15 protein-coding genes and 1 pseudogene are annotated in these 21,623 nt (G+C 73.1%); 11 read left to right on the top strand and 5 right to left on the bottom strand.

Translation table 11 applies throughout. From position 1 onward, the window contains the following. Window positions 1-26: 26 nt before the first annotated feature. Window positions 27-914 carry a deoxyribose-phosphate aldolase gene (locus ACFYYR_RS02635; protein WP_388846099.1) on the bottom strand — a complete coding sequence of 296 codons (888 nt, stop codon included), beginning with the start codon at window positions 912-914 and terminating at the stop codon, window positions 27-29. Between the two features lie 37 nt (window positions 915-951). Beyond that, window positions 952-1,881 carry a 5-dehydro-2-deoxygluconokinase gene (iolC, locus tag ACFYYR_RS02640; RefSeq protein WP_388846433.1) on the bottom strand — a complete coding sequence of 310 codons (930 nt, stop codon included), beginning with the start codon at window positions 1,879-1,881 and terminating at the stop codon, window positions 952-954. 300 nt (window positions 1,882-2,181) lie between these two features. Here iolC and ACFYYR_RS02645 point away from each other — a divergent pair, with 300 nt between their 5' ends. The 4 genes from ACFYYR_RS02645 (at window position 2,182) to ACFYYR_RS02660 (ending at window position 6,071) form a co-directional block, all read left to right on the top strand. Continuing rightward, window positions 2,182-3,108: a sugar phosphate isomerase/epimerase family protein gene (locus tag ACFYYR_RS02645; RefSeq protein ID WP_388846101.1), complete on the top strand. Its 927-nt coding sequence runs from the start codon at window positions 2,182-2,184 to the stop codon at window positions 3,106-3,108. Window positions 3,109-3,316: 208 nt separating this feature from the next. Further along, window positions 3,317-4,336 carry a Gfo/Idh/MocA family protein gene (locus ACFYYR_RS02650; protein ID WP_388846103.1) on the top strand — a complete coding sequence of 340 codons (1,020 nt, stop codon included), beginning with the start codon at window positions 3,317-3,319 and terminating at the stop codon, window positions 4,334-4,336. A 194-nt stretch (window positions 4,337-4,530) separates the two neighbouring features. Then, the gene (locus ACFYYR_RS02655) at window positions 4,531-5,550 is read left to right on the top strand and encodes a Gfo/Idh/MocA family oxidoreductase (protein ID WP_388846105.1); all 1,020 of its coding nucleotides are present in this window, start codon (window positions 4,531-4,533) and stop codon (window positions 5,548-5,550) included. A 323-nt stretch (window positions 5,551-5,873) separates the two neighbouring features. Next, window positions 5,874-6,071 (top strand): helix-turn-helix transcriptional regulator, encoded by a 198-nt coding sequence (locus tag ACFYYR_RS02660; protein ID WP_388846107.1) that lies wholly within the window; start codon window positions 5,874-5,876, stop codon window positions 6,069-6,071. 43 nt (window positions 6,072-6,114) lie between these two features. Here the strand turns inward: ACFYYR_RS02660 and ACFYYR_RS02665 are convergent, their stop codons facing one another. Beyond that, entirely contained in the window at window positions 6,115-7,200 is a 1,086-nt protein-coding gene (locus ACFYYR_RS02665; RefSeq protein ID WP_388846109.1) for a VTT domain-containing protein, read from the bottom strand. 438 nt (window positions 7,201-7,638) lie between these two features. Between ACFYYR_RS02665 and ACFYYR_RS02670 the strand changes: the two genes are divergently transcribed. Continuing rightward, on the top strand, window positions 7,639-7,875 hold the full coding sequence (locus tag ACFYYR_RS02670; protein WP_388846111.1) for a heavy-metal-associated domain-containing protein: 237 nt from the start codon (window positions 7,639-7,641) through the stop codon (window positions 7,873-7,875). A 227-nt stretch (window positions 7,876-8,102) separates the two neighbouring features. Next, window positions 8,103-10,433, top strand: a complete 2,331-nt coding sequence (locus ACFYYR_RS02675; RefSeq protein WP_388846113.1) for a heavy metal translocating P-type ATPase — start codon at window positions 8,103-8,105, stop codon at window positions 10,431-10,433. 734 nt (window positions 10,434-11,167) lie between these two features. Here ACFYYR_RS02675 and ACFYYR_RS02680 read toward each other — a convergent pair. Beyond that, complete coding sequence (locus ACFYYR_RS02680; protein WP_388846115.1) at window positions 11,168-12,457, bottom strand: citrate synthase; 1,290 nt, start codon at window positions 12,455-12,457, stop codon at window positions 11,168-11,170. Window positions 12,458-12,616: 159 nt separating this feature from the next. Continuing rightward, on the bottom strand, window positions 12,617-14,857 hold the full coding sequence (locus ACFYYR_RS02685; protein WP_388846117.1) for an ATP-dependent RecD-like DNA helicase: 2,241 nt from the start codon (window positions 14,855-14,857) through the stop codon (window positions 12,617-12,619). Between the two features lie 195 nt (window positions 14,858-15,052). Between ACFYYR_RS02685 and ACFYYR_RS02690 the strand changes: the two genes are divergently transcribed. From ACFYYR_RS02690 to rbsD, 5 genes and pseudogenes are all read left to right on the top strand, one after another. Beyond that, window positions 15,053-16,066 carry a LacI family DNA-binding transcriptional regulator gene (locus ACFYYR_RS02690; RefSeq protein WP_388846119.1) on the top strand — a complete coding sequence of 338 codons (1,014 nt, stop codon included), beginning with the start codon at window positions 15,053-15,055 and terminating at the stop codon, window positions 16,064-16,066. Between the two features lie 41 nt (window positions 16,067-16,107). After that, on the top strand, window positions 16,108-17,916 hold the full coding sequence (locus tag ACFYYR_RS02695) for an ATP-binding cassette domain-containing protein (protein ID WP_388846435.1): 1,809 nt from the start codon (window positions 16,108-16,110) through the stop codon (window positions 17,914-17,916). Next, window positions 17,906-19,898 (top strand): annotated as a pseudogene (locus tag ACFYYR_RS02700) (substrate-binding domain-containing protein). The gene ACFYYR_RS02695 and the pseudogene ACFYYR_RS02700 overlap by 11 nt, the downstream one beginning before the upstream one ends. An 84-nt stretch (window positions 19,899-19,982) precedes the next feature. Next, window positions 19,983-20,996, top strand: coding sequence for a ribokinase (gene rbsK / locus ACFYYR_RS02705; RefSeq protein ID WP_388846121.1), 1,014 nt, complete (start codon window positions 19,983-19,985; stop codon window positions 20,994-20,996). Continuing rightward, window positions 20,993-21,388 carry a D-ribose pyranase gene (rbsD, locus tag ACFYYR_RS02710; RefSeq protein ID WP_388846123.1) on the top strand — a complete coding sequence of 132 codons (396 nt, stop codon included), beginning with the start codon at window positions 20,993-20,995 and terminating at the stop codon, window positions 21,386-21,388. Before rbsK ends, rbsD begins: the two co-directional genes overlap by 4 nt. Window positions 21,389-21,623 lie beyond the last annotated feature (235 nt).

Consider the following 21,623-nt stretch of genomic DNA (forward strand, 5'->3'; position numbering starts at 1 on the left):
GCAAGTCTCCTGCGGGAGGGGCCGGTTCAGAGCAGTCCGACGGCGGTGTCGACGGCGGCGGTGACGTCGCCGTCGGCCGGGTAGAGCAGCGAGCGGCCGACGACCAGGCCCTGCACGGTCGGCAGCCGCAGCGCCTTGCGCCACGTCTCGTACCTCCCGGCCTGTTCCTTCTCGGTGCCGCCCGCCTCGCCGCCGAGCAGTACCACCGGGAGGGTGGAGGCCTCCAGCGCGGCGGCCATGTCGTCCGGATTCTCGGTGACCGGCACCTTCAGCCAGGTGTACGCGGAGGTGCCGGCGAGTCCGGAGGCTATGGCGATGGACTTGGTCACCGCCGCGGCGCTCAGGTCGTTCCGCACGCGGCCCGCGACCCGGCGGGAGAGGAAGGGTTCGACGAAGACGGGCAGCCGGTGCGCGGCCATGTCGTCGATGGTGCGGGCGGTGGAGAGCAGGGTGCTGAGCGAGCCGGGGTCGTCGTAGTCGATGCGCAGCAGCAGCTTGCCCGCGTCGAAGCCGGAGCGGGCCAGGTCCTCGGCGCGGTGGCCGGTGAAGCGGTCGTCCATCTCGAAGGCGGCGCCGGCGAGTCCGCCGCGGTTCATCGAGCCGATGACGACCTTGTGGTCCAGGGCGCCGAGCAGCAGCAGGTCGTCGAGGATGTCGGCGGTGGCCAGGACGCCGTCGACGCCGGGCCGGGACAGCGCCAGGCAGAGCCGTTCGAGGAGGTCGGCGCGGTTGGCCATGGCCAGTTCGCGGTCGCCCACGGCGAGGGCGCCGCGCGCCGGGTGGTCGGCCGCGATGATCATCAGTCGGCCGCTGTCGCCGATCAGGGGCCGGCGGGGCCGGCGGGCGGCGGCCTCCGCGATGGCCTCGGGGTGGCGGGTCCGCACCTTGACGATGTCGGAGATACGGAGGGTCACAGGAGCGCTCTCTCTCGGATGGGGTGGGCCGCGGCGGTCAGCCGCGGCCGAGGAGTTCCACGACCTCGGCCTCGGTGGGCATGGCGGAGGAGCAGGCGAGGCGGGAGGCGACGATGGCGCCGGCGGCGTTGGCGTGCCGCATGGTGCGTTCCAGGTCCCAGCCGGCCAGCAGTCCGTGGCACAGCGCCCCGCCGAACGCGTCGCCCGCGCCGAGCCCGTTGACCACCTCGACGGGGACGGGCGGCACCTCGGCGCGGCTGCCGTCGCGGTGCAGGGCGAGGACCCCCTTGGGGCCCTGTTTGACGACGGCGAGCTCCACTCCCGCGTCGAGCAGCGCCTCGGCACACGCCTCGGGTTCCCGGACGCCGGTGGCGACCTGGCACTCGTCGAGGTTGCCGACGGCGACGGTGGCGTGGGCGAGGGCCTCGGCGTAGACGGGGCGGGCGGCGGCCATGGGCTCCTCGTCGGGCCAGAACATGGGCCGCCAGTCGAGGTCGAAGACGGTGGTGCCGGACTTCGCGCGGGCGGCGAGCGCGGCCAGGGTCGCCCCGCGGCTGGGCTCCTCGCACAGCCCGGTGCCGGTCATCCAGAAGATCCGGGCGGCCCGGATCGCGGCCAGGTCCAGCTCACCGGCGGCGATCTCCAGATCGGGGGCCTTGGGCCGGCGGTAGAAGTAGAGGGGGAAGTCGTCGGGCGGGAAGATCTCGCAGAAGGTGACCGGGGTGGGGTACGCGTCCACCGGCGTCACCCAGCGGTCGTCCACCCCGAACTCCCGCAGCGCCCGGTGGATGTAGTCGCCGAACGGGTCGGCGCCGGTGCGGCTGACGACGGCGGCGCGCCGGCCCAGCCGGGCGGCGGCGACGGCGACATTGGCGGGCGAGCCGCCGAGGAACTTGCCGAACGTCTCGACCTCCGCGAGCGACATCCCGGTCTGCAGCGGATAGATGTCCACCCCGATCCTGCCCATGGTGATCAGGTCATGGGGGTGGTCGGCATCAGTGGAGGAGGGGGGTGGTGCGGAGGGCTCCCTCCCGGGAGAGTGCGGCATGTGCGCCCCTTCGTTGTCGCTCGGCCGGGCCGGTTCCCGGTCACAGGTGTAACCGTGCCCCTCGCACGCTGTCAATAGTTTGTCCTGACATTCGGACGTGGCGAGGTGCAGGCAGGCCGACACCCCCGCGGAACAGGGGCGTTGTCCTGTATTGACGTTAAGTCCTTATGTCAGGACGAAGTCTTGACACGCGTCGGAGCGGGGTGGAGGCTACGCGGCATGACAGCCACCCAGCCCTTGGCCGGCACCCCTGCTCTCGACCGGATCCGGGTCGGCTCCGCCCCCGACTCCTGGGGGGTGTGGTTCCCGGACGACCCCCGGCAGGTGCCCTGGCAGCGCTTCCTCGACGAGGTCGCGCAGGCGGGCTACTCCTGGATCGAGCTGGGGCCGTACGGGTACCTCCCCACCGACCCCGCACGCCTCACCGAGGAGATCACCCGGCGCGCGCTGAAGGTCTCGGCGGGCACCGTCTTCACCGCCCTGCACCGCGGCCCCGCCGTCTGGGACGCCACCTGGGACCACGTCGCGCAGGTCGCCCGGCTGACCCAGGCCATGGGCGCCCGCCATCTCGTCGTCATCCCGGCCTTCTGGCGCGACGACAAGACCGCCGAGGTGCTGGAGAGCCCGGACCTGACCCCGGAACAGTGGCGCGATCTGGCCGGTGGCATGGAGCGGCTGGGGCGGCGGGTGCGGGAGGAGTTCGGGCTGGAGATCGTGGTCCACCCGCACGCCGACACCCATATCGACGGCGAGGAGAACGTCGCCCGCTTCCTCGACGCGACCGACCCCGACGCGGTCGGGCTCTGCCTGGACACCGGGCACTACGCCTACTGCGGCGGCGACAGCGTCAAGCTCATCGAGACCTACGGCGAGCGGATCGGCTACCTCCACCTCAAGCAGGTGGACCCGGAGATTCTCGCCGAGGTGGTCCGGGACGGGGTGCCGTTCGGGCCGGCCGTCCAGCGGGGCGTGATGTGCGAACCGCCGGGCGGGGTGCCCGAGCTGGAGCCGGTGCTGACGGCCGCGCAGGGCCTGGGCATCGACCTCTTCGCCATCGTCGAGCAGGACATGTACCCGTGCCCGCCGGACCGGCCCTTCCCCATCGCCGAACGGACCCGCCGCTTCCTCCGCAGCTGCGGCGCCTGAGGGCTGTCCCGGCGGGATGCGCCGGCGCCCCACCGGACCGGACACCGCGGCGCGCACCGGGTAGGCATGGGAGGTGCGGGCGCCCGGTGCCGGCTCCGCCCTCGGTGCGGCGCGCCCGCCACCGGGTGAACCGGCCGTCCCGGGGCCCGTCCGCTTCAGCCGGACGCCGGCCCGGCCGATCATGCAGACACGACTGACGAGGGACACCATGACGAAGCACGGAACACTCGGCGTAGCGGTCATCGGCACCGGCCGGATGGGCGCGGACCACGTCCGCCGGATCACCGAGGTGACCAGCGGCGCCCGGGTCGCGGCCGTCGTCGACATCGACGCCGAACGGGCCAAGCAGCTCGCCAGCCGGATCGACGGCTGCACCGCCTACAGCGACACCGCCGCCGCGATGGCCGCCCCCGACGTCGACGCGGTGCTGATCGCCTCGCCCGGCCCGGCCCACGAGACGGCGCTGCTCCAGGCGTTCGCCCACGACCTGCCGGTGCTCTGCGAGAAGCCGCTCACCCCGGACGCCGCCTCGGCGCTGCGGGTGCTGGAGGCCGAACAGCGGCTGGGCCACCGGCGGGTCTCGGTCGGCTTCATGCGCCGCTACGACGCGGAGTATCTGAAGCTCAAGGAGCTGCTGGACAGCGGGCGGTTCGGCCGGACGCTGATGCTGCACTGCAAGCACCGGAACGTCGCCACCCCGCCCGGTTTCACCAACCAGATGATGATCAACGACTCGGTGGTGCACGAGATCGACACCACCCGCTGGCTGCTGGACCAGGAGATCACGGCCGTGACGGTGCTCCGGCCGACCCCGTCCGCCGCCGCCCCGGAAGCGCTCAGCGACCCGCAGCTGGTCCTCTTCGAGACCTCCGGCGGCGCTGTCGTGGATGTGGAGATCTTCGTCAACTGCGGCTTCGGCTACCAGGTGCAGTGCGAGGCGGTGGGCGAGTCCGGCAGTGCGCGGGTCGGCGACGGCCACGCGATGGTCACCCACTCCGCCGGCCGCTGGGGCGGCGAGATCGACCAGGACTTCGTCACCCGCTTCGAGGAGGCGTACGACCGGGAGGTGCAGCGCTGGGTGGACGCGACCCGCCGCGGCGAGGCCGAGGGCCCGAGCGCCTGGGACGGCTACGCGGCGGCCGCGGTCTGCGAGGCGGGCGTACGGGCGCAGGCCACCGGCGAGCGGACGACGACCGGCCTGGTGGAACGGCCCGCGCTCTACCGCTGACGGGCCGGCGGCCGGGCGTCCCCGGGCCCGCGACGGGCCACCACCGCGGAACCGGAACCGGCCGGCGCGGGCACCGGAACCGGCACCGGCACCGGTCGGCGCGGGTACCTGAACCGGCCCACACCGGCACCGCCACCGGCACGGGCGGGGAACCGACGGGAGAAGCGGAGCACCGACAGGAGAAGGGGAACCCCATGCGCATCGGCTTTCTCGGCGCCGGCCGGATCGGCGCCTTCCACGCGGAGGCCCTGCTCGCGACGCCCGGTGTCGACGACCTCGTCATCGGCGATGTGGACCGCGACCGGGCCTCCGCGCTGGCCGGGCGGATCGGGGCGAGGTCGGCCGAGTCGGTGGACGGCGTCTTCGCCGCGGGCGTCGACGCGGTCGTGATCGCCACCGCGACCGCCTCGCACGCCGCGCTGATCACCCGCGCGGCCCGCGCCGGGCTGCCCGCGTACTGCGAGAAGCCCGTCGCCACGGACCTGGCCGGCACGGTGACCGCCCTGCGGGAGGTCGAACGCGCCGGAACCCTGCTCCAGATGGGATTCCAGCGGCGGTTCGACGCCGGCTACCTGGCCGCCCGCGAGGCGCTGCGCACCGGCCGGCTCGGACGGCTGCACACCGTACGGGCCGTCACCTCCGACCCCGCACCGCCGCCGCCCGCCTTCCTCCCGCTGTCGGGCGGGCTGATCCGGGACTGCCTGGTGCACGACTTCGACGCCGTGCGGTGGCTGACGGGCCGTGAGGTGGTCGAGGCGTTCGCGACCGGGGCGAACGGCGGGGCCGCCTTCTTCCGCGAGGCCGGCGACGTCGACACGGCCGCCGCGCTGCTCACCCTCGACGACGGCACGCTGGTCACCGCGACCGCCACCCGCTACAACGGCGCCGGTTACGACGTGCGGATGGAACTGTCGGGCGAGCGGGACCAGTTCGTGGTCGGGCTGGACGACCGGACGCCGTTCACCTCCGCCGAGCCGGGCGGGCCGCCTGCCCCCGAGCGCCCCTGGACGGGCTTCCTGGAACGCTTCGCCCCCGCCTACCGCGCCGAGCTGGCCGCCTTCGTCCGCGCGGCACGCGGGGAGGCCCCGAACCCCTGCTCCGGCGAGGAAGCGCTGCACGCGCTGCTGGTCGCCGAGGCGTGCGAACTCTCCCGCACCGAGCACCGGCCGGTGCGGCCCGCGGAGCTGGCCGAACGGATCGCCGGTCCGGCCTGAGGGCTGAGGGCTCCGGGCTCCGGGCTCCGGGCTCCGGACTTCGGGCTCGCGGATCCCGGCTGCGGGCTGCGGGCTGCGGGCTGCGGGCTGCGGGCTGCGGGGAAACCGGATGGCCGGACATGGTTCCGTCCGGGCTGTCCGGCTCTCGCGACAGTTGTCACCGGTTCGCTGATGTCGTGTCACAGCCGGTCGACAGAGCTCCACCCCGGTCACGGGGTGTCGTTGACCGGACACAGGCGAACTGATCATCAGCGGTGCGCCGCAGTCCCCCGACGGCTCTCCCCCGGGCCCGTGCTGCGGCCCCCGCGAGGAAGGTGCGTTGGATGACCGACCGCAGGCTGTGGTCCTACAAGGAGATCGCCGCACACATCAAGGTGCAGACCGACACCGTCCGCTCGTACCGGAAGCACGGACTGCTGCCGCCGCCGGACCATGTGGAGAGCGGCAAGCCCTACTGGTACGCGGACACGATCCGCGGCTGGGTCAGCAGACGGCCGAGCAACCGGCGTTCACGGGACTAGGGCCTGTCGTGGGAACACGGCCGGGCCCGCGGTGCCCGGCATCTCACCTCCGGCGGACGCCCCGGCGGGAGCCCGTACCGTCCGGTTGCCGAGGGCGCCGGGCCGGGCGACCCCCGGCCGGCTGTTCCCGCCCCCGAGGTGCGGCGAGCGAGGCGCAGACGCACGCACCGGCCGCCACCGCGCCGCCACCGCACACCGCCCCGGGGCCGGGATCCGGGCCGGGACCGGAATCGGAGCCGTCGACCGACCGGTTCCCGCCGCTCCGCGGGGGGCTCCCCGCCGCGCCGCGCAGCCCCCCGTACCCAGCGGCACCCGCCACCGGGCCGCCCGAGGCCCCCGCGGGCCCCGGAGCCGCACCGTCCGCGACCGCACCCCCCACGACCGGCCCCTCTGCGACCGGCCCTTCTGCGGCCGGCCCTTCTGCGGCCGGCCCACCGGCTGAGCTGTCACCCGGCCCGGCGGCAGACTCGGCGGCAGGCCCGTCGGCCGGCCCGTCGGTGAGACCGTCACCCGACCCGGCGGCCGCCCCCGCGGAAGGCCCGGCGACCGGGCCCTCACCGGAGCCGAACCGCCCCCGCCGGAGGTACCCCCGGCGGCCGGCGGACTGCACCAGCGCGCCCACCCCGGCCACCAGCGCGGACAGCCCGATGCCGAGTAGGGCGGCGTAGAACGGGTCGCCCGCCGCCGCGCTGCCCACGTAGCCCAGGCCCACGGAGTACGCCGCCCAGACCACCTCGGCGATCCCCGCACCGAGGAGGTAGCGGCGGACGGGGTACCGGACGACGCCCGCGGCCAGCGCGCCGATCAGCCGCCCGCTCGGCAGGAAGCGGGCGGCGATGACGAACGGCACACCGTGCCGCTGTATCTGCAGCGTGGTCCAGTCCAGGAGCGCCCGGCGCCGGCGGCTGCGTCCCGCCCAGCGCTGCACCGGACCGCTGAAACGGCGGCCCGCCAGGTTCATCAGCAGATCCCCGAGGAGTGCGCTGCCGGCGACGACCAGCAGGACCAGCGCGAGGTTCAGGCTCCCCTGCGACGCGAGCACGCCCGCGGCCACCAGCAGCCCGGAGTTCGGCACCAGGGGCGGGAGCGTCGTCAGCGCCAGCAGCGCGTACGCCCACAGCACGTCCATGCCGACCGCCCCTCGCCCGGACCACCGCCGTCCGCCCCGGCACACCCGAAACGCACATCTAGCGCAAAGCACGCGAATAGCGGCTATTGAGACACCAGCGTACTCGCGGGAACCCGGCGGGACCTGCGGGCGACCTCTGAGATGGCAGCCGCCACGAGGGGCCGGAATGCCGCACCCCGCACGGGGACCCCGACGCACCACCACCCGACCGCCCCCAAGAGGCCCCGAGCAGACCCCCGGCAACCCCGCACAGCCCGGCACGCCCGCAGCTTCCCGAGCGGCCACCCATCCGCCACCGAACGCCACTGCCGCTGCGCATCGCACCCCCGGAGCGAAATACCCCCTGGGGGTATAGTGGACAGCGTCCAGGACGCACCGGGGGCATCCCGAGGCACCCTGGTGGACAACGACCTCGTAGTACCGGACAGGAGAAGCACCATGACCGCCGAGACCGCGACCGACACCGTCACCACCACCTACCGGGTCACCGGCATGACCTGCGGCCACTGCGAGGGCGCGGTGACCGAGGAGGTCTCCGCGCTCGACGGGGTCCGTTCCGTGGAGGCCGTGGCCGCCACCGGGCTCGTCACGGTCACCTCCGCGGCCGCGCTGGACGAGGCGGCCGTACGGGCCGCGGTGGACGAGGCCGGGTTCGAGCTCGTCGGGCGGGCCTGACCCGGGGGCGGCACACCCGGAAGCGCACGCGCGGGGACGGGCCTGCCACAACGCACCGGCCCGTCCCGCACCGGCCGCCCCCTCACGGCCCGCTCCGCCCGGCACCCCACTCGGCCACGCGGCACTCGCCACGGGGCCACTCCCCCGCTCCGCACCTTCCAGCGACTGCACGGCCCGGCCCGCGCCCACCGGCCGCAGGGTCCGGCCCTCCTCCTGAGGAGACCCGCATGACCAGCACGGCACCAGAGACCCCCGTCACGGACGGCTCGGCAGCCCCGGACACCTCGGACGCCTCACACGTCGAACTGACCATCGGCGGCATGACGTGCGCGTCCTGCGCCGCGCGCGTCGAGAAGAAGCTCAACCGGATGGAGGGCGTCACCGCCACCGTCAACTTCGCCACCGAGAAGGCCAAGGTCGCGTACGGGTCCGGGGTCGCCATCGCCGATCTCATCGCCATGGTGGAGCGCACCGGTTACACGGCCGAGCAGCCTGCGCCCCCGGAGCCCGAGGCGCCGGAGCGGTCCGCGGCCGGTGCCGCCACGGCCGAGGACGGCGGCGCGAGCGGCGCGGGCACCCCGCAGGACGCCGAGCTCGCCACGCTCCGGCAGCGGCTGCTGGTCTCGCTCGTCCTGTCCGTGCCGGTGGTGCTCCTGGCGATGGTGCCGGCGCTGCAGTTCGACAACTGGCAGTGGCTCTCGCTGACGCTGGCCGCCCCCGTCGTGGTGTGGGGCGCGCTGCCGTTCCACCGGGCCGCCTGGACCAACGCCCGGCACGGCGCGGCCACCATGGACACCCTGGTCTCGGTGGGCACGCTGGCCGCCTTCGGCTGGTCCCTGTGGGCGCTGTTCCTCGGCGACGCGGGGATGACGGGCATGCGACACGGCTTCGAGGTGACCGGCTCCCGCGCGGACGCCGCGTCGACCATCTATCTGGAGGTCGCCGCCGGGGTGACGACGTTCATCCTGCTCGGCCGCTATCTGGAGGCGAAGGCCAAGCGCCGGGCGGGCGCCGCGCTGCGGGCCCTGCTGGAGCTGGGCGCCAAGGACGTGGCCGTGCTGCGTCCCGACGGCCGGGAGGAGCGCATCCCCGCCGCCCGGCTCGCCGTCGGCGACCGGTTCGTGGTCCGTCCCGGCGAGAAGATCGCCACGGACGGCACGGTGACGGAGGGCAGTTCCGCCGTGGACGCCGCCCTGCTGACCGGGGAGTCCGTACCCGCGGACGTGACCGTCGGCGACGCGGTGACCGGGGCGACGGTGAACGCCGGCGGCCGGCTGGTCGTGGAGGCCACCCGGGTCGGCGCGGACACCCAGCTGGCCCGGATGGCGAAGCTCGTCGAGGACGCGCAGAACGGCAAGGCCGAGGTGCAGCGGCTCGCCGACCGGATCTCCGGGATCTTCGTGCCCGTGGTGCTGCTGATCTCGGTCGGCACGCTGGTGGCGTGGCTGCTGGCGACCGACGACATCACCGCGGCCTTCACCGCCGCCGTGGCCGTACTGATCATCGCCTGCCCCTGCGCCCTGGGGCTGGCGACCCCGACCGCGCTCATGGTCGGCACCGGGCGCGGCGCGCAGCTCGGCATCCTCATCAAGGGCCCCGAGGTGCTGGAGTCGACCCGGCGGGTGGACACCGTCGTCCTGGACAAGACGGGCACGGTGACCACCGGGCGGATGGCCTTCCAGGGCGTGATCACCGCCGAGGGGACGTCGGAGGCGGAGCTGCTGCGGCTCGCCGGCCCGCTGGAGCACGCCTCCGAGCACCCGGTGGCCCGTGCGATCGCCGCCGGAGCCGTCGAGCGCACCGGTCCGCCGGCGGTGCCGGAGAGCTTCGAGAACGTCCCCGGCCTGGGGGTGCGGGGCGTCGTGGACGGCCACGAGGTCGTCGTCGGCCGCGAGAAGCTCCTGGCGGAGCACTCCGTGGCCGTGCCGGAGCAGTTGGCCCAGGCGAAGGCCGCGGCGGAGGCCGAGGGCCGGACCACGGTCCTGGTGGCCTGGGACGGCGCGGCGCGCGGGGTGCTGACCGTCGCGGACACCGTCAAGGAGTCGAGTGCCGCCGCCGTGGCGGAGCTGCGCCGGCTGGGGCTGACGCCGGTGCTGCTCACCGGCGACAACCGGGCCGTGGCCGACGCGGTGGCCCGCGCCGTCGGCATCGACGAGGTGGTGGCCGAAGTGCTGCCGGAGGACAAGGTCGACGTGGTGCGCCGGCTCCAGGGCGAGGGCCGGACGGTCGCGATGGTGGGCGACGGCGTCAATGACGCGGCCGCGCTGGCCACCGCCGATCTGGGCCTGGCCATGGGGACGGGCACGGACGCCGCGATCGAGGCGGGCGATCTGACGCTGGTGCGGGGGGACCTCCGGGTGGCGGCGGACGCCATCCGGCTCGCCCGCCGGACGCTCGCCACCATCAAGGGCAATCTGGGCTGGGCCTTCGGCTACAACCTGGCCGCCCTGCCGCTGGCCGCGGCCGGGCTGCTCAACCCGATGATCGCGGGGGCGGCGATGGCGTTCTCCTCGGTCTTCGTGGTGACCAACAGCCTCCGCCTGAGGCGTTTCAACTGATCCCGACAGGACCGCACCCGCCGCTCAACCGATCTGGACACGATCACAACGGCCCAAGCCCTTCCCATCAGGCCGGGACTTTTACATAATCCCCACATGGCCCACAACACGTCTACGCGAGAGTCTCGATCTCCCAATCGAGGCTCTTGCCCGTGTTGGTGCGCATATGGCAAGAGACCTAGATCACAGGGGTTGGAACGTAACCATTCCAGGGGGTCGTGAGTCTAACCGTGCGATGCCAGTACTCCCGGCGGAGTGACGGCATCGGCCAGACCGGGTGCGTCTTGGGGGACGAACCAGGTTGTGCGTGGCCGGGACCCGTGCCCGGGGAGCTTTGAGCGGCCCTCCCGAACGTACGCGTCCCGGCAGATCGCATGGGCGCACCGAGAGCACCACTGCGCCAGCAGACGCCCGGCCGGATCCCGTGGGGGGAATCCGATCCGGGGAAGGGGAAGCGCTCCGCCGATCGACCCGTGGGGGGATCGATCGCGGGGCGCTTCTTCGTTCTCCGCGCCGCGTTCCGTTCTCCGTGCCGCTCCTTCGTTCTCCGCGCCGCTTCTTCGTTCTCCGCGCCGCGCTTCCCGCCCAGCACAGCGCCCGCCCCAGGCCTCCTGGACGCCCTCAGCAGCACCCCTGGAGCTCTGCGCCGCGAGCTTTCGCCCATCCCGCACACACGTCCGCGCCCCGGCCCCCTACGAGGCCGGAGCGCGGATACGTGACGCGACGGAGGCGGCTCAGCGCTCCTCGACGGGGACGAAGTCCCGCTCGACGACGCCGGTGTAGATCTGGCGCGGGCGACCGATGCGGGAGCCCGGCTCCTTGATCATCTCGTGCCACTGGGCGATCCAGCCGGGGAGCCGGCCGAGCGCGAACAGCACGGTGAACATCTCGGTCGGGAAGCCCATGGCCCGGTAGATCAGGCCGGTGTAGAAGTCGACGTTCGGGTAGAGCTTGCGCTCCACGAAGTAGTCGTCGGCGAGGGCGTGCTCCTCGAGCTTCAGCGCGATGTCGAGCAGCTCGTCGGACTTGCCGAGGGCCGAGAGGACGTCGTGCGCCGCCGCCTTGATGATCTTCGCCCGCGGGTCGAAGTTCTTGTAGACGCGGTGCCCGAAGCCCATGAGCTTCACGCCGTCTTCCTTGTTCTTCACCTTGCGGATGAAGGTGTCGACATCGCTGCCGGAGTTCTTGATGCCCTCGAGCATCTCGAGCACCGACTGGTTGGCGCCGCCGTGCAGGGGGCCCCACAGGGCGCTGATGCCCGCGGAGATCGAGGCGAACATGTTCGCCTGCGAGGAGCCGACGAGACGCACGGTCGAGGTGGAGCAGTTCTGCTCGTGGTCGGCGTGCAGGATGAGGAGCTTGTCCAGGGCGCTGACCACGACCGGGTCCAGGTCGTACTCGGCCGCGGGCACGGAGAACGTCATGCGCAGGAAGTTCTCGACGTAGCCCAGGTCGTTGCGCGGGTAGACGATCGGGTGGCCGACCGACTTCTTGAACGCGTACGCCGCGATCGTCGGGAGCTTGGCCAGCAGCCGGACGGTCGACAGGTGGCGCTGCTGCTCGTCGAACGGGTTGTGGCTGTCCTGGTAGAACGTGGACAGCGCGCTGACCACGGAGGACAGCATCGCCATCGGGTGCGCGTCCCGCGGGAAGCCGTCGTAGAAGCGCTTGACGTCCTCGTGCAGCAGCGTGTGCTGGGTGATCTCGGTGCGGAACGCCGCCAGCTCGTCGACGGTCGGCAGCTCACCGTTGATCAGCAGGAACGCGGTCTCGAGGAAGGTGCTGCGCTCGGCGAGCTGCTCGATCGGGTAACCGCGGTACCGGAGGATGCCCTGCTCGCCGTCGAGGTAGGTGATCCCCGATTTGTACGCGGCGGTGTTGCCGTAGCCGCTGTCCAGGGTCACCAGACCGGTCTGGGCTCGGAGCTTCCCGATGTCGAAGCCCTTGTCGCCGACCGTGCTGCCGACGACCGGGTAGCTGTATTCGCCGTCCCCGTACCGCAGTACTACAGAGTTGTCGCTCACGTCATCCCTCACCGACGTTGTGCCTCTTCTACGAGGTGCCCTGACTATCTCCAGCTTCCCCCATTTGGTGCGAGAGCGTGCACTCGGGGTCGGCCACGAAGCCTGTTTATGGCACGCAGTGCCGCGCGTGCGGTGACATCCTGCTCCCCTTCGCCCCGATTAGGAAACGCGGGCGACACGAGAACCTGCCCCGACGGCCCCGCTGAGCCGGTGGTCCAGCGCCGTGAAGCGCCGCCCCGCAGAGACCGTCCGCACCGCCTGGCCGAGCGCCCGGCGCGAGCCCACCAGCACGACCAGCCGTTTTGCTCGGGTGACAGCCGTGTAGAGCAGATTCCGCTGGAGCATCATCCAGGCTCCGGTGGTGACGGGTATCACCACGGCCGGATACTCGCTGCCCTGCGAGCGGTGGATCGTCACCGCGTAGGCGTGGGCGAGCTCGTCCAGTTCGTCAAAGTCGTAGGGCACCTCCTCGTCCTCGTCCGTGAGCACGGTGAGCCGCTGGTCCACGGTGTTCAGCGAGGTCACCACGCCCACGGTGCCATTGAAGACCCCGTTGGCGCCCTTGTCATAGTTGTTCCGGATCTGTGTGACCTTATCGCCGACCCGGAAGATCCGGCCGCCGAAGCGCCGCTCCGGAAGGTCCGGGCGCGCCGGGGTGACGGCCTGCTGGAGCAGCCCGTTGAGCGTGCCCGCGCCGGCCGGGCCGCGGTGCATCGGCGTCAGCACCTGGACGTCCCGGCGCGGATCGAGCCCGAACTTCGCGGGGATGCGGCGGGCCACCACGTCGACCGTCAGCCGCCCGGCCTCCTCGGTGTCGTCCTCGGCGAACAGGAAGAAGTCCGGCAGCCCCTGAGTGATGGGCGGGACCCCGGAGTTGATGCGGTGGGCGTTGGTCACCACGCCCGACTGCTGCGCCTGCCGGAAGATGCGGGTGAGGCGCACGGCCGGCACCGGGCTGTCGGGCGCCAGCAGGTCCCGCAGCACCTCTCCCGCGCCGACGGACGGGAGTTGGTCCACATCGCCGACCAGCAGCAGATGGGCACCCGGCGGCACCGCCTTCACCAGCTTGTTGGCGAGCAGCAGATCGAGCATCGACGCCTCGTCGACCACGACCAGATCGGCGTCGAGCGGCCGGTCCGCGTCGTACGCCGCGTCCCCGCCGGGCTTCAGCTCCAGCAGCCGGTGGACGGTGGAGGCCTCCGCGCCCGTCAGCTCGGACAGCCGCTTCGCCGCCCGGCCGGTCGGGGCCGCCAGGATCACCTTCGCCTTCTTGGCGCGGGCGAGCTCCACCACGGAGCGCACGGTGAAGGACTTGCCGCAGCCCGGTCCGCCGGTCAGCACCGCGACCTTCTCGGTCAGCGCCAGCCGCACCGCCTCCTGCTGCTCGGGCGCCAGGTCCGCGCCGGTCCGGCCGGCGAGCCAGCCGAGCGCGGCGTCCCAGTCCACGGCGCGGAAGGCGGGCAGCCGGTCCTCCTCGGTGCGCAGCAGCCGGTGCAGCCGGCCGGTCAGGGAGAGCTCGGCGCGGTGGAACGGCACCAGGTAGACCGCGGAGACCGGCTCCCCGCCGTCGGGGCCGGGCACCGGCTCGCGGACCACGCCCTCCTCCTCGGCGGCCAGTTCACCCAGACAGTCGATGACCAGCCCGGTGTCCACCTGGAGGAGCTTCACGGCGTCGGCGATCAGCTGTTCCTCGGGGAGGTAGCAGTGGCCGTTGTCGGCGGACTGCGACAGGGCGTACTGCAGGCCCGCCTTGACCCGCTCGGGGCTGTCGTGCGGAATGCCGACGGCCTGGGCGATCCGGTCGGCGGTGAGGAAGCCGATGCCCCAGACGTCGGCGGCCAGCCGGTACGGCTCGTTCTTCACCACCGCGATGGAGGCGTCGCCGTACTTCTTGTAGATGCGGACGGCGATGGAGGTGGAGACCCCGACCCCCTGGAGGAAGACCATGACCTCCTTGATGGCCTTCTGCTCCTCCCACGCCGCGCCGATCAGCTGCGTGCGCTTCGGGCCGAGGCCCGGGACCTCGATGAGCCGCTTCGGGTCCTGTTCGATGACGTCCAGGGTGTCGATGCCGAAGTGGTCGACGATCCGCTCGGCGATGCGCGGCCCGATGCCCTTGATCAGGCCGGAGCCGAGATAGCGGCGGATGCCCTGGACGGTGGCGGGGAGGACGGTCGTGTAGTTCTCCACGGTGAACTGCTTGCCGTACTGCGGGTGGGAGCCCCAGCGGCCCTCCATCCGCAGCGACTCGCCCGGCTGCGCGCCGAGCAGCGAGCCGACGACCGTGAGCAGGTCACCGCCGCCGCGGCCGGTGTCGACCCGGGCGACCGTGTAGCCGTTCTCCTCGTTGGCGTAGGTGATCCGCTCCAGGACCCCTTCGAGCACCGCCAGTTGCACCATGCGGCGACGGTACCGCCCGGCACCGACACCGGGCAGGCCTCCTGGGGACCCGCCGGCCGGCGCCGGGACGGGAGGGGCGCGCGGGTGTGGACGACCTGTGGGGAGAGGTCACGATCCGGTGTCGGGGTCTTGCGGCCGCTCCGTGTAATCGATTCCAATCGGGCGCTGTAATCGATTCCACGAAGGAGTGCGTCGATGGCGGGCATCAAGGATGTGGCCTCCCGTGCGGGGGTCTCCGCCGCGACGGTGTCGCGGGTCCTCAACGACCACCCGGCCGTCCGGGCCGACACCCGTGCCCGGGTGCTGGCCGCCGTCGCCGAGCTGGGCTACCGCCCCAACACCCTGGCCCGCTCCCTGCGCACCGACCAGACCCGCACCCTCGGCCTGGTGATCAGCGATGTGCTGAACCCGTTCTTCACCCTGCTGGCGCGCTCCGTGGAGGACGAGGCGCGGGCGCTCGGCTACAGCGTCATCATCGGCAACGCCGACGAGCAGCCGGACCTCCAGGACCACCATGTGCGCACCCTGCTGGACCGCCGCATCGACGGCCTCCTGGTCAGCCCCACCGACGGCGGCTCCCCGCTGATGCTGGACGCGGCCCGCTCCGGCACCCCGATGGTCTTCGTGGACCGCTGGATCCCCGGGGTGGACGTCCCCGTCGTCCGCACCGACGGCCGGACCGCCGTCCGGGACCTGGTCGCCCATCTGTACGCCCTCGGCCACCGGCGGCTCGCCATCATCGCCGGGCCCGCCGCGACCACCACCGGCAGCGAGCGGGTCGACGCCTTCCGCGAGGCGCTGAGCGAGCACGGCCTGGAGCTGCCCGAGGAGTACGTGGGGCAGGGCGACTTCCAGGCGGACAGCGGGCGCCGCGCCACCGCCCGGTTCCTCGCCCTGCCCCGTCCGCCCGAGGTGATCTTCGCCGCGGACAACCTGATGGCGCTGGGCGCGATGGACGAGATCCGGGCCCGTGGCCTGCGGGTCCCGGACGACGTGGCGCTGGCCGCCTTCGACGACATCGCGTGGTTCGTGCACACCGACCCGCCGATCACCGCCATCGCCCAGCCCACCGGAGAGCTCGGCACCCGGGCCGTCCGCGCCCTGGTCGAACGGCTGGAGGGACGCACCCCGCCGTCCGTCACCCTGTCCGCCCGTCTCATGGTCCGCCGCTCCTGCGGCGCGTCCGCCCCCGAAGGGAGCACCCGTTGACAGACGTCGAGAAGACCGCGGCGCAGGCCGAACTGCTGCGCATGGAGGGGGTGCGCAAGACGTTCCCCGGGGTGGTGGCGCTGGACGGCGTCGACTTCGACCTGCGCGCCGGTGAGGTGCACGTCCTGCTCGGGGAGAACGGCGCGGGCAAGAGCACCCTGATCAAGGCCCTCTCGGGGGCGCACCGGCCGGACGACGGGCGCATTCTGGTCGACGGGCGCCCGGTCCGGATCCAGGGCGCCCAGGACGCCGAGCGGTTCGGGATCGCCACGATCCACCAGGAGTTCAACCTGGTCCCGGATCTGAGCGTCGCCGAGAACATCTTCCTGGGCCGCCAGCCGCGCCGGTTCGGGTTCGTCGACCGCGGGCGGATGCACGCGGACGCCGCCGAACTGCTGGCCCGGGTGGGCGTGGACGTCTCCCCGCAGGCCCGGGTCCGGGACCTGGGCATCGCCCGGCTCCAGATGGTCGAGATCGCCAAGGCACTCAGCCTGAACGCCCGCGTCCTGATCATGGACGAGCCGACCGCCGTGCTCACCAGCGAAGAGGTCGACAAGCTCTTCCGGATCGTCCGCGCGCTGCGGGCGGACGGCGTGGGGATCGTCTTCATCACCCACCACCTGGAGGAGATCGCCGCGCTCGGCGACCGGGTCACCGTGCTCCGGGACGGCCGGAGCGTCTCCCAGGTCCCGGCGGACACGCCGGAGGACGAGCTGGTGCGGCTGATGGTGGGCCGCAGCATCGAGCAGCAGTACCCGCGGGAGCGGACGGAGTCCCCGCAGCCGTCCGCCGCCGCGGAGGCGGCCCCGCTGCTGCGGGTCTCCGGGCTGACCCGGCGCGGCCACTTCCACGACGTCGGCTTCGAGGTGCGGGCCGGTGAGGTGGTCGGGCTGGCCGGACTGGTCGGCGCGGGCCGCACCGAGGTCGCGCGGGCGGTGTTCGGCGCCGACCCGTACGACTCCGGCAGCGTCGAGGTGCTGGGCGAACGCCTGCCCCGGCACGATGTGAACGCCGCGCTGGCCGCCGGCATCGGGCTGGTGCCGGAGGACCGCAAGGGCCAGGGCCTGGTGCTGGACGCCTCCGTGCAGGAGAACCTGGGGCTGGTCACGCTGCGCCGCGCCAGCCGGGCGGGCCTGGTGGACCGGGCCGGGCAGCGCGCCGCGGCGGCCCGGATCGCCGAGCAGCTCGCCGTCCGGATGGCCGGGCTCGACCAGCGGGTGCGCACCCTCTCCGGCGGCAATCAGCAGAAGGTCGTCATCGGCAAGTGGCTGCTGGCCGAGAGCCGGGTGCTGATCCTCGACGAGCCGACCCGCGGGATCGACGTGGGCGCCAAGGTCGAGATCTACCAGCTCGTCAACGAGCTGACGGCGTCCGGCCACGCGGTACTGATGATCTCCAGCGACCTCCCCGAGGTGCTGGGCATGAGCGACCGGGTCCTGGTCATGTCCCAGGGCCGGCTCGCGGGCGAGCTGAGCCATCGGGAGGCGACCCAGGACGCGGTGATGGCGCTGGCGCTGCAGTCGGGTGACGAGCCGGGGGTGAGGGCGTCAGCCGCGACCTCCTCGACCGGGGCCTCCTCGACCGAGGCGTCCTCGTCCGACACCCCCACACCCGACGCCACGCCGTCCGCCCGGGACGGCGAACCGCCCGCCTCCGGTCCAGGCGCTCACGGTCCGGAGGCCCCGGACGCCGCCGCCCCGGACGACGCACCGTCCGCTTCCGACCCAGGCGCTCCCGATCCGGACGCTTCCGCCCCCGGGGACCCGGACGCTTCCGGCCCGACCGCCGCCGACCGGCACCACACACCGCACGACGACTCGCACGACATGGAGGGATCCCGTGGCCACTGAGACACTTCGAGGCAGCGACAACGGCCCGGGCACAGGCCTGAAGCGCAAGGACGGCGGTGCGACGGCGGTGCTCCGCCGGGTGCTGCTGGACAACGGCGCGCTCAGCGCCCTGGTGGTCCTCGTGGTCGCGATGTCGCTGCTGTCCGGCGACTTCCTGACGACCCAGAACCTCCTCAACGTCGGCGTCCAGGCCGCGGTCACCGCCATCCTGGCCTTCGGCGTCACCTTCGTCATCGTGTCGGCGGGCATCGACCTGTCCGTGGGCTCGGTGGCCGCCCTCTCGGCCACCGTGCTGGCCTGGACCTCCACCCAGCAGGGCGTTCCGGTGGTGCCGGCCGTGCTGCTGGCCGTCGGCACCGGCATCGCCTGCGGTCTGGTCAACGGCGCGCTGATCTCCTTCGGGAAGCTGCCGCCGTTCATCGCCACGCTGGCCATGCTGTCGATCGGCCGCGGTCTGGCCCTGGTCATCTCGCAGGGCAGCCCCATCGCGTTCCCGGACCCGGTGGCCGCGATCGGCGAGACCCTCGGCGGCTGGCTGCCGGTGCCGGTGATCGTGATGATCGTCATGGGCCTGCTGACCGCCGTCATCCTGGTCCGCACCTACATCGGCCGCTCGATGTACGCGATCGGCGGCAACGAGGAGGCCGCCCGGCTCTCCGGGATCCGGGTCAAGCGGCAGAAGCTCGTCATCTACGCGCTCTCCGGCGGCTTCGCGGCCGTGGCCGGCATCGTGCTGGCGTCCCGGCTGGCCTCCGCGCAGCCCCAGGCGGCGTACGGCTACGAGCTGGACGCGATCGCCGCGGTCGTCATCGGCGGCGCCAGCCTGTCCGGCGGCGTCGGCAAGGCCTCCGGCACCTTCATCGGGGCGCTGATCCTCGCCGTCCTCCGCAACGGTCTCAACCTGCTGTCGGTGTCCGCCTTCTGGCAGCAGGTGGTCATCGGTGTCGTCATCGCGCTGGCGGTGCTCCTGGACACCCTGCGCCGCCGCAGCTCCTGATCTCTCTCCCCCCCCCCACTTAAGTCCCCCGCCCCCTCCCTGCAAGGAAGCAGTCATGGGTACAAGGAAGTCCCTCACCGTCGCCGCCGCCGTCGCCGCGCTCGCCCTCACGGCCACCGCCTGCAACTCCGCCTCGGGCGGCTCGGGCGGCACCAAGGTCGGCCTGTCGGTCTCCACCCTCAACAACCCCTTCTTCGTGCAGCTGAAGGAGGGCGCGCAGGCGGAGGCCAAGTCCTCGGGCGTCGAGCTCAATGTCACCGACGCGCAGAACGACGCCTCCCAGCAGGCCAACCAGCTGATGAACTTCACCAGCCAGAACGTGAAGTCGATCATCGTGAACCCGGTGGACTCCGACGCCGCGGGCCCGTCCGTGAAGGCGGCGAACAACGCCGACATCCCGGTGGTGGCCGCCGACCGCGGGGTGAACAAGGCCGACATCGCCACCACCGTCGCCTCCGACAACGTCGCGGGCGGCCGGCTCGCCGCGAAGCAGCTGGCCGACCAGCTGGGCGGCAAGGGGACGATCGTCGTCCTCCAGGGCACCGCGGGCACCTCGGCCTCCCGGGAGCGCGGCAAGGGCTTCCTGGAGGGCATCAAGAAGTTCCCGGACATCAAGGTGGCGGCGAAGCAGCCCGCCGACTTCGACCGGGCCAAGGGCCTGGACGTCATGACCAACCTGCTCCAGTCCCACTCCAAGGTCGCCGGAGTCTTCGCGGAGAACGACGAGATGGCGCTCGGCGCGATCAAGGCGCTGGGCGGCAAGGCGGGCAAGAGCGTGAAGGTCGTGGGCTTCGACGGCACGCCGGACGGCCTCAAGGCGGTCAAGGGCGGCACGCTGGCCGCGACCGTCGCGCAGCAGCCGAAGGAACTCGGCAAGCTGGCCGTGCGCAACGCCGTCAAGCTCGCCCAGGGCAAGAAGGTGACCGGCACGGTCAAGGTGCCGGTCAAGATCGTCACCGAGAAGAACGTCTCCGACTTCTCCTGACCCCTCACCCCCTGCGGGACGGGACGCGTCCCTTCCCGCAGGGGGAAGGCACTGAAGCACCGGCGGAAGAAAGAAGGACAACGGATGCACGGCTGCGACCTGCTGGTCGTGGGCTCGGCCAACGCCGATCTGGTGGTCGGGGTCGACCGCCGCCCGGAGCCGGGAGAGACCGTCCTCGGCTCGGACCTGGCCGTCCACGCGGGTGGCAAGGGCGCCAACCAGGCGGTCGCCGCCGCCCGGCTCGGCGCCCGTACGGCGCTCCTCGCCCGGGTCGGCGACGACCCGCACGGCCGGCTGCTGCTCGGCTCGCTGGAGTCGGCCGGTGTCGACACGGCCGGGGTGCTGACCGGTGACGCGCCGACCGGGGTCGCGCTCATCACCGTGGACCCGTCCGGCGACAACAGCATCGTCGTCTCCCCCGGGGCCAATGCCCGGCTCACCCCCGACGACGTGCGGGACGCCGGTGAGCTGCTCGCCGCCGCCCGGGTGGTCTCCCTCCAGCTGGAGATCCCGCCGGCCACGGTCGCGGCGGCGGTACGGGCCGCGGCGGAGGCAGGCACCCGCGTGGTGCTCAACCCGTCGCCGCCCGCGCCGGTGCCCGGCGACGTCCTGGCCGCCTGCGACCCGCTGGTCGTCAACGAGCACGAGGCGCGCTTCCTGCTGCGGGGCCACGCGGCGGCGGGCGAAGGGGCCGCCGCCGAAGCGTCCGCTCCCGAGGAGTGGGCGGCGGCACTGCTGGACCGCGGCCCGCGCTCGGTCGTAGTGACCCTCGGCCCGGAGGGCGCGCTCGTCGCCCGGCCGGAGGGCACGGTGCGGGTGCCCAGCCTCTCCGTCGACCCGGTGGACACCACCGGCGCGGGCGACGCCTTCACCGGCGCGCTCGCCTGGCGGCTCGGGGTGGGCGACGACCTGGAGACGGCCGTGCGGTTCGCCGTACGGGTGGGTGCGGCGGCCGTCACCCGGCCGGGTGCACAGGAGTCGTTCCCCACCGAGTCCGAGGTGGCGGAGGTGGTCCGGGCGCTCGCGGAGGGCGGCACCTGCGAGCCCTCCGGGCACCCGGACGACGTATCCGGCCCGGCGGGAGGCGAGCGCCCGTGAAGAAGGCCGGAATACTCAACCGTCATCTCAGCGGGGCACTGGCCCTGCTGGGGCACACGGATCTGGTGGCGGTCTGCGACGCCGGGCTGCCGATCCCCGAGGGCCCGGTCGTGGTCGATCTGGCCTTCCGGGCCGGGGTGCCGTCGTTCGCCGCGGTGCTGGAGGGGCTGCTCGACGAGCTGGTGGTGGAGGCGGCGACCGCGGCCGCCGAGGTGCGCCGGGCCAATCCGGAGGTGTCCGCGCTGCTCGACGGCTTCTTCCCGGCCCCGGGACTGGAGCTGGTGCCGCACGAGGAGTTCAAGGCCCGCACCCGCGGGGCGCGGCTGGTGGTCCGTACGGGCGAGTCCCGGCCGTACGCGAACGTCCTGCTGCGCTGCGGCGTGCCGTTCTGACCCCGGCACGGCGGCCCGGCTTCCGGTGCCGGCAGGCGCAGACCTCATCGAGGGGGCCCGGTCGCAACCGGGCCCCCTCGTGGTCCCCCGCCCCCAGGCCTCTCCGGATCCCCCCCGGGCTCCCCCCGACAGGAGGCCTGATGCTGACTACGACCCACAGGGGGCCGGAAGGGTTGCACGATTTCCGGCAGTTATCCATCCGTTACCCGACGTGCCGACATGTGCCGCGAGTCGT

Origin of the sequence: Streptomyces sp. NPDC001922, from assembly GCF_042891165.1 — a bacterium.
Classification (GTDB): Bacteria; Actinomycetota; Actinomycetes; order Streptomycetales; family Streptomycetaceae; genus Streptomyces.

Coding starts and splice junctions, on each gene's coding strand:
- iolC (WP_388846433.1), bottom strand. CDS start 1,881: ATGGGCAGGATCGGGGTGGACATCTATCCGCTGCAGACCGGGATGTCG.
- ACFYYR_RS02645 (WP_388846101.1), top strand. CDS start 2,182: ATGACAGCCACCCAGCCCTTGGCCGGCACCCCTGCTCTCGACCGGATC.
- ACFYYR_RS02650 (WP_388846103.1), top strand. CDS start 3,317: ATGACGAAGCACGGAACACTCGGCGTAGCGGTCATCGGCACCGGCCGG.
- ACFYYR_RS02655 (WP_388846105.1), top strand. CDS start 4,531: ATGCGCATCGGCTTTCTCGGCGCCGGCCGGATCGGCGCCTTCCACGCG.
- ACFYYR_RS02660 (WP_388846107.1), top strand. CDS start 5,874: ATGACCGACCGCAGGCTGTGGTCCTACAAGGAGATCGCCGCACACATC.
- ACFYYR_RS02665 (WP_388846109.1), bottom strand. CDS start 7,200: ATGGACGTGCTGTGGGCGTACGCGCTGCTGGCGCTGACGACGCTCCCG.
- ACFYYR_RS02670 (WP_388846111.1), top strand. CDS start 7,639: ATGACCGCCGAGACCGCGACCGACACCGTCACCACCACCTACCGGGTC.
- ACFYYR_RS02675 (WP_388846113.1), top strand. CDS start 8,103: ATGACCAGCACGGCACCAGAGACCCCCGTCACGGACGGCTCGGCAGCC.
- ACFYYR_RS02685 (WP_388846117.1), bottom strand. CDS start 14,857: ATGGTGCAACTGGCGGTGCTCGAAGGGGTCCTGGAGCGGATCACCTAC.
- ACFYYR_RS02690 (WP_388846119.1), top strand. CDS start 15,053: ATGGCGGGCATCAAGGATGTGGCCTCCCGTGCGGGGGTCTCCGCCGCG.
- ACFYYR_RS02695 (WP_388846435.1), top strand. CDS start 16,108: ATGGAGGGGGTGCGCAAGACGTTCCCCGGGGTGGTGGCGCTGGACGGC.
- rbsK (WP_388846121.1), top strand. CDS start 19,983: ATGCACGGCTGCGACCTGCTGGTCGTGGGCTCGGCCAACGCCGATCTG.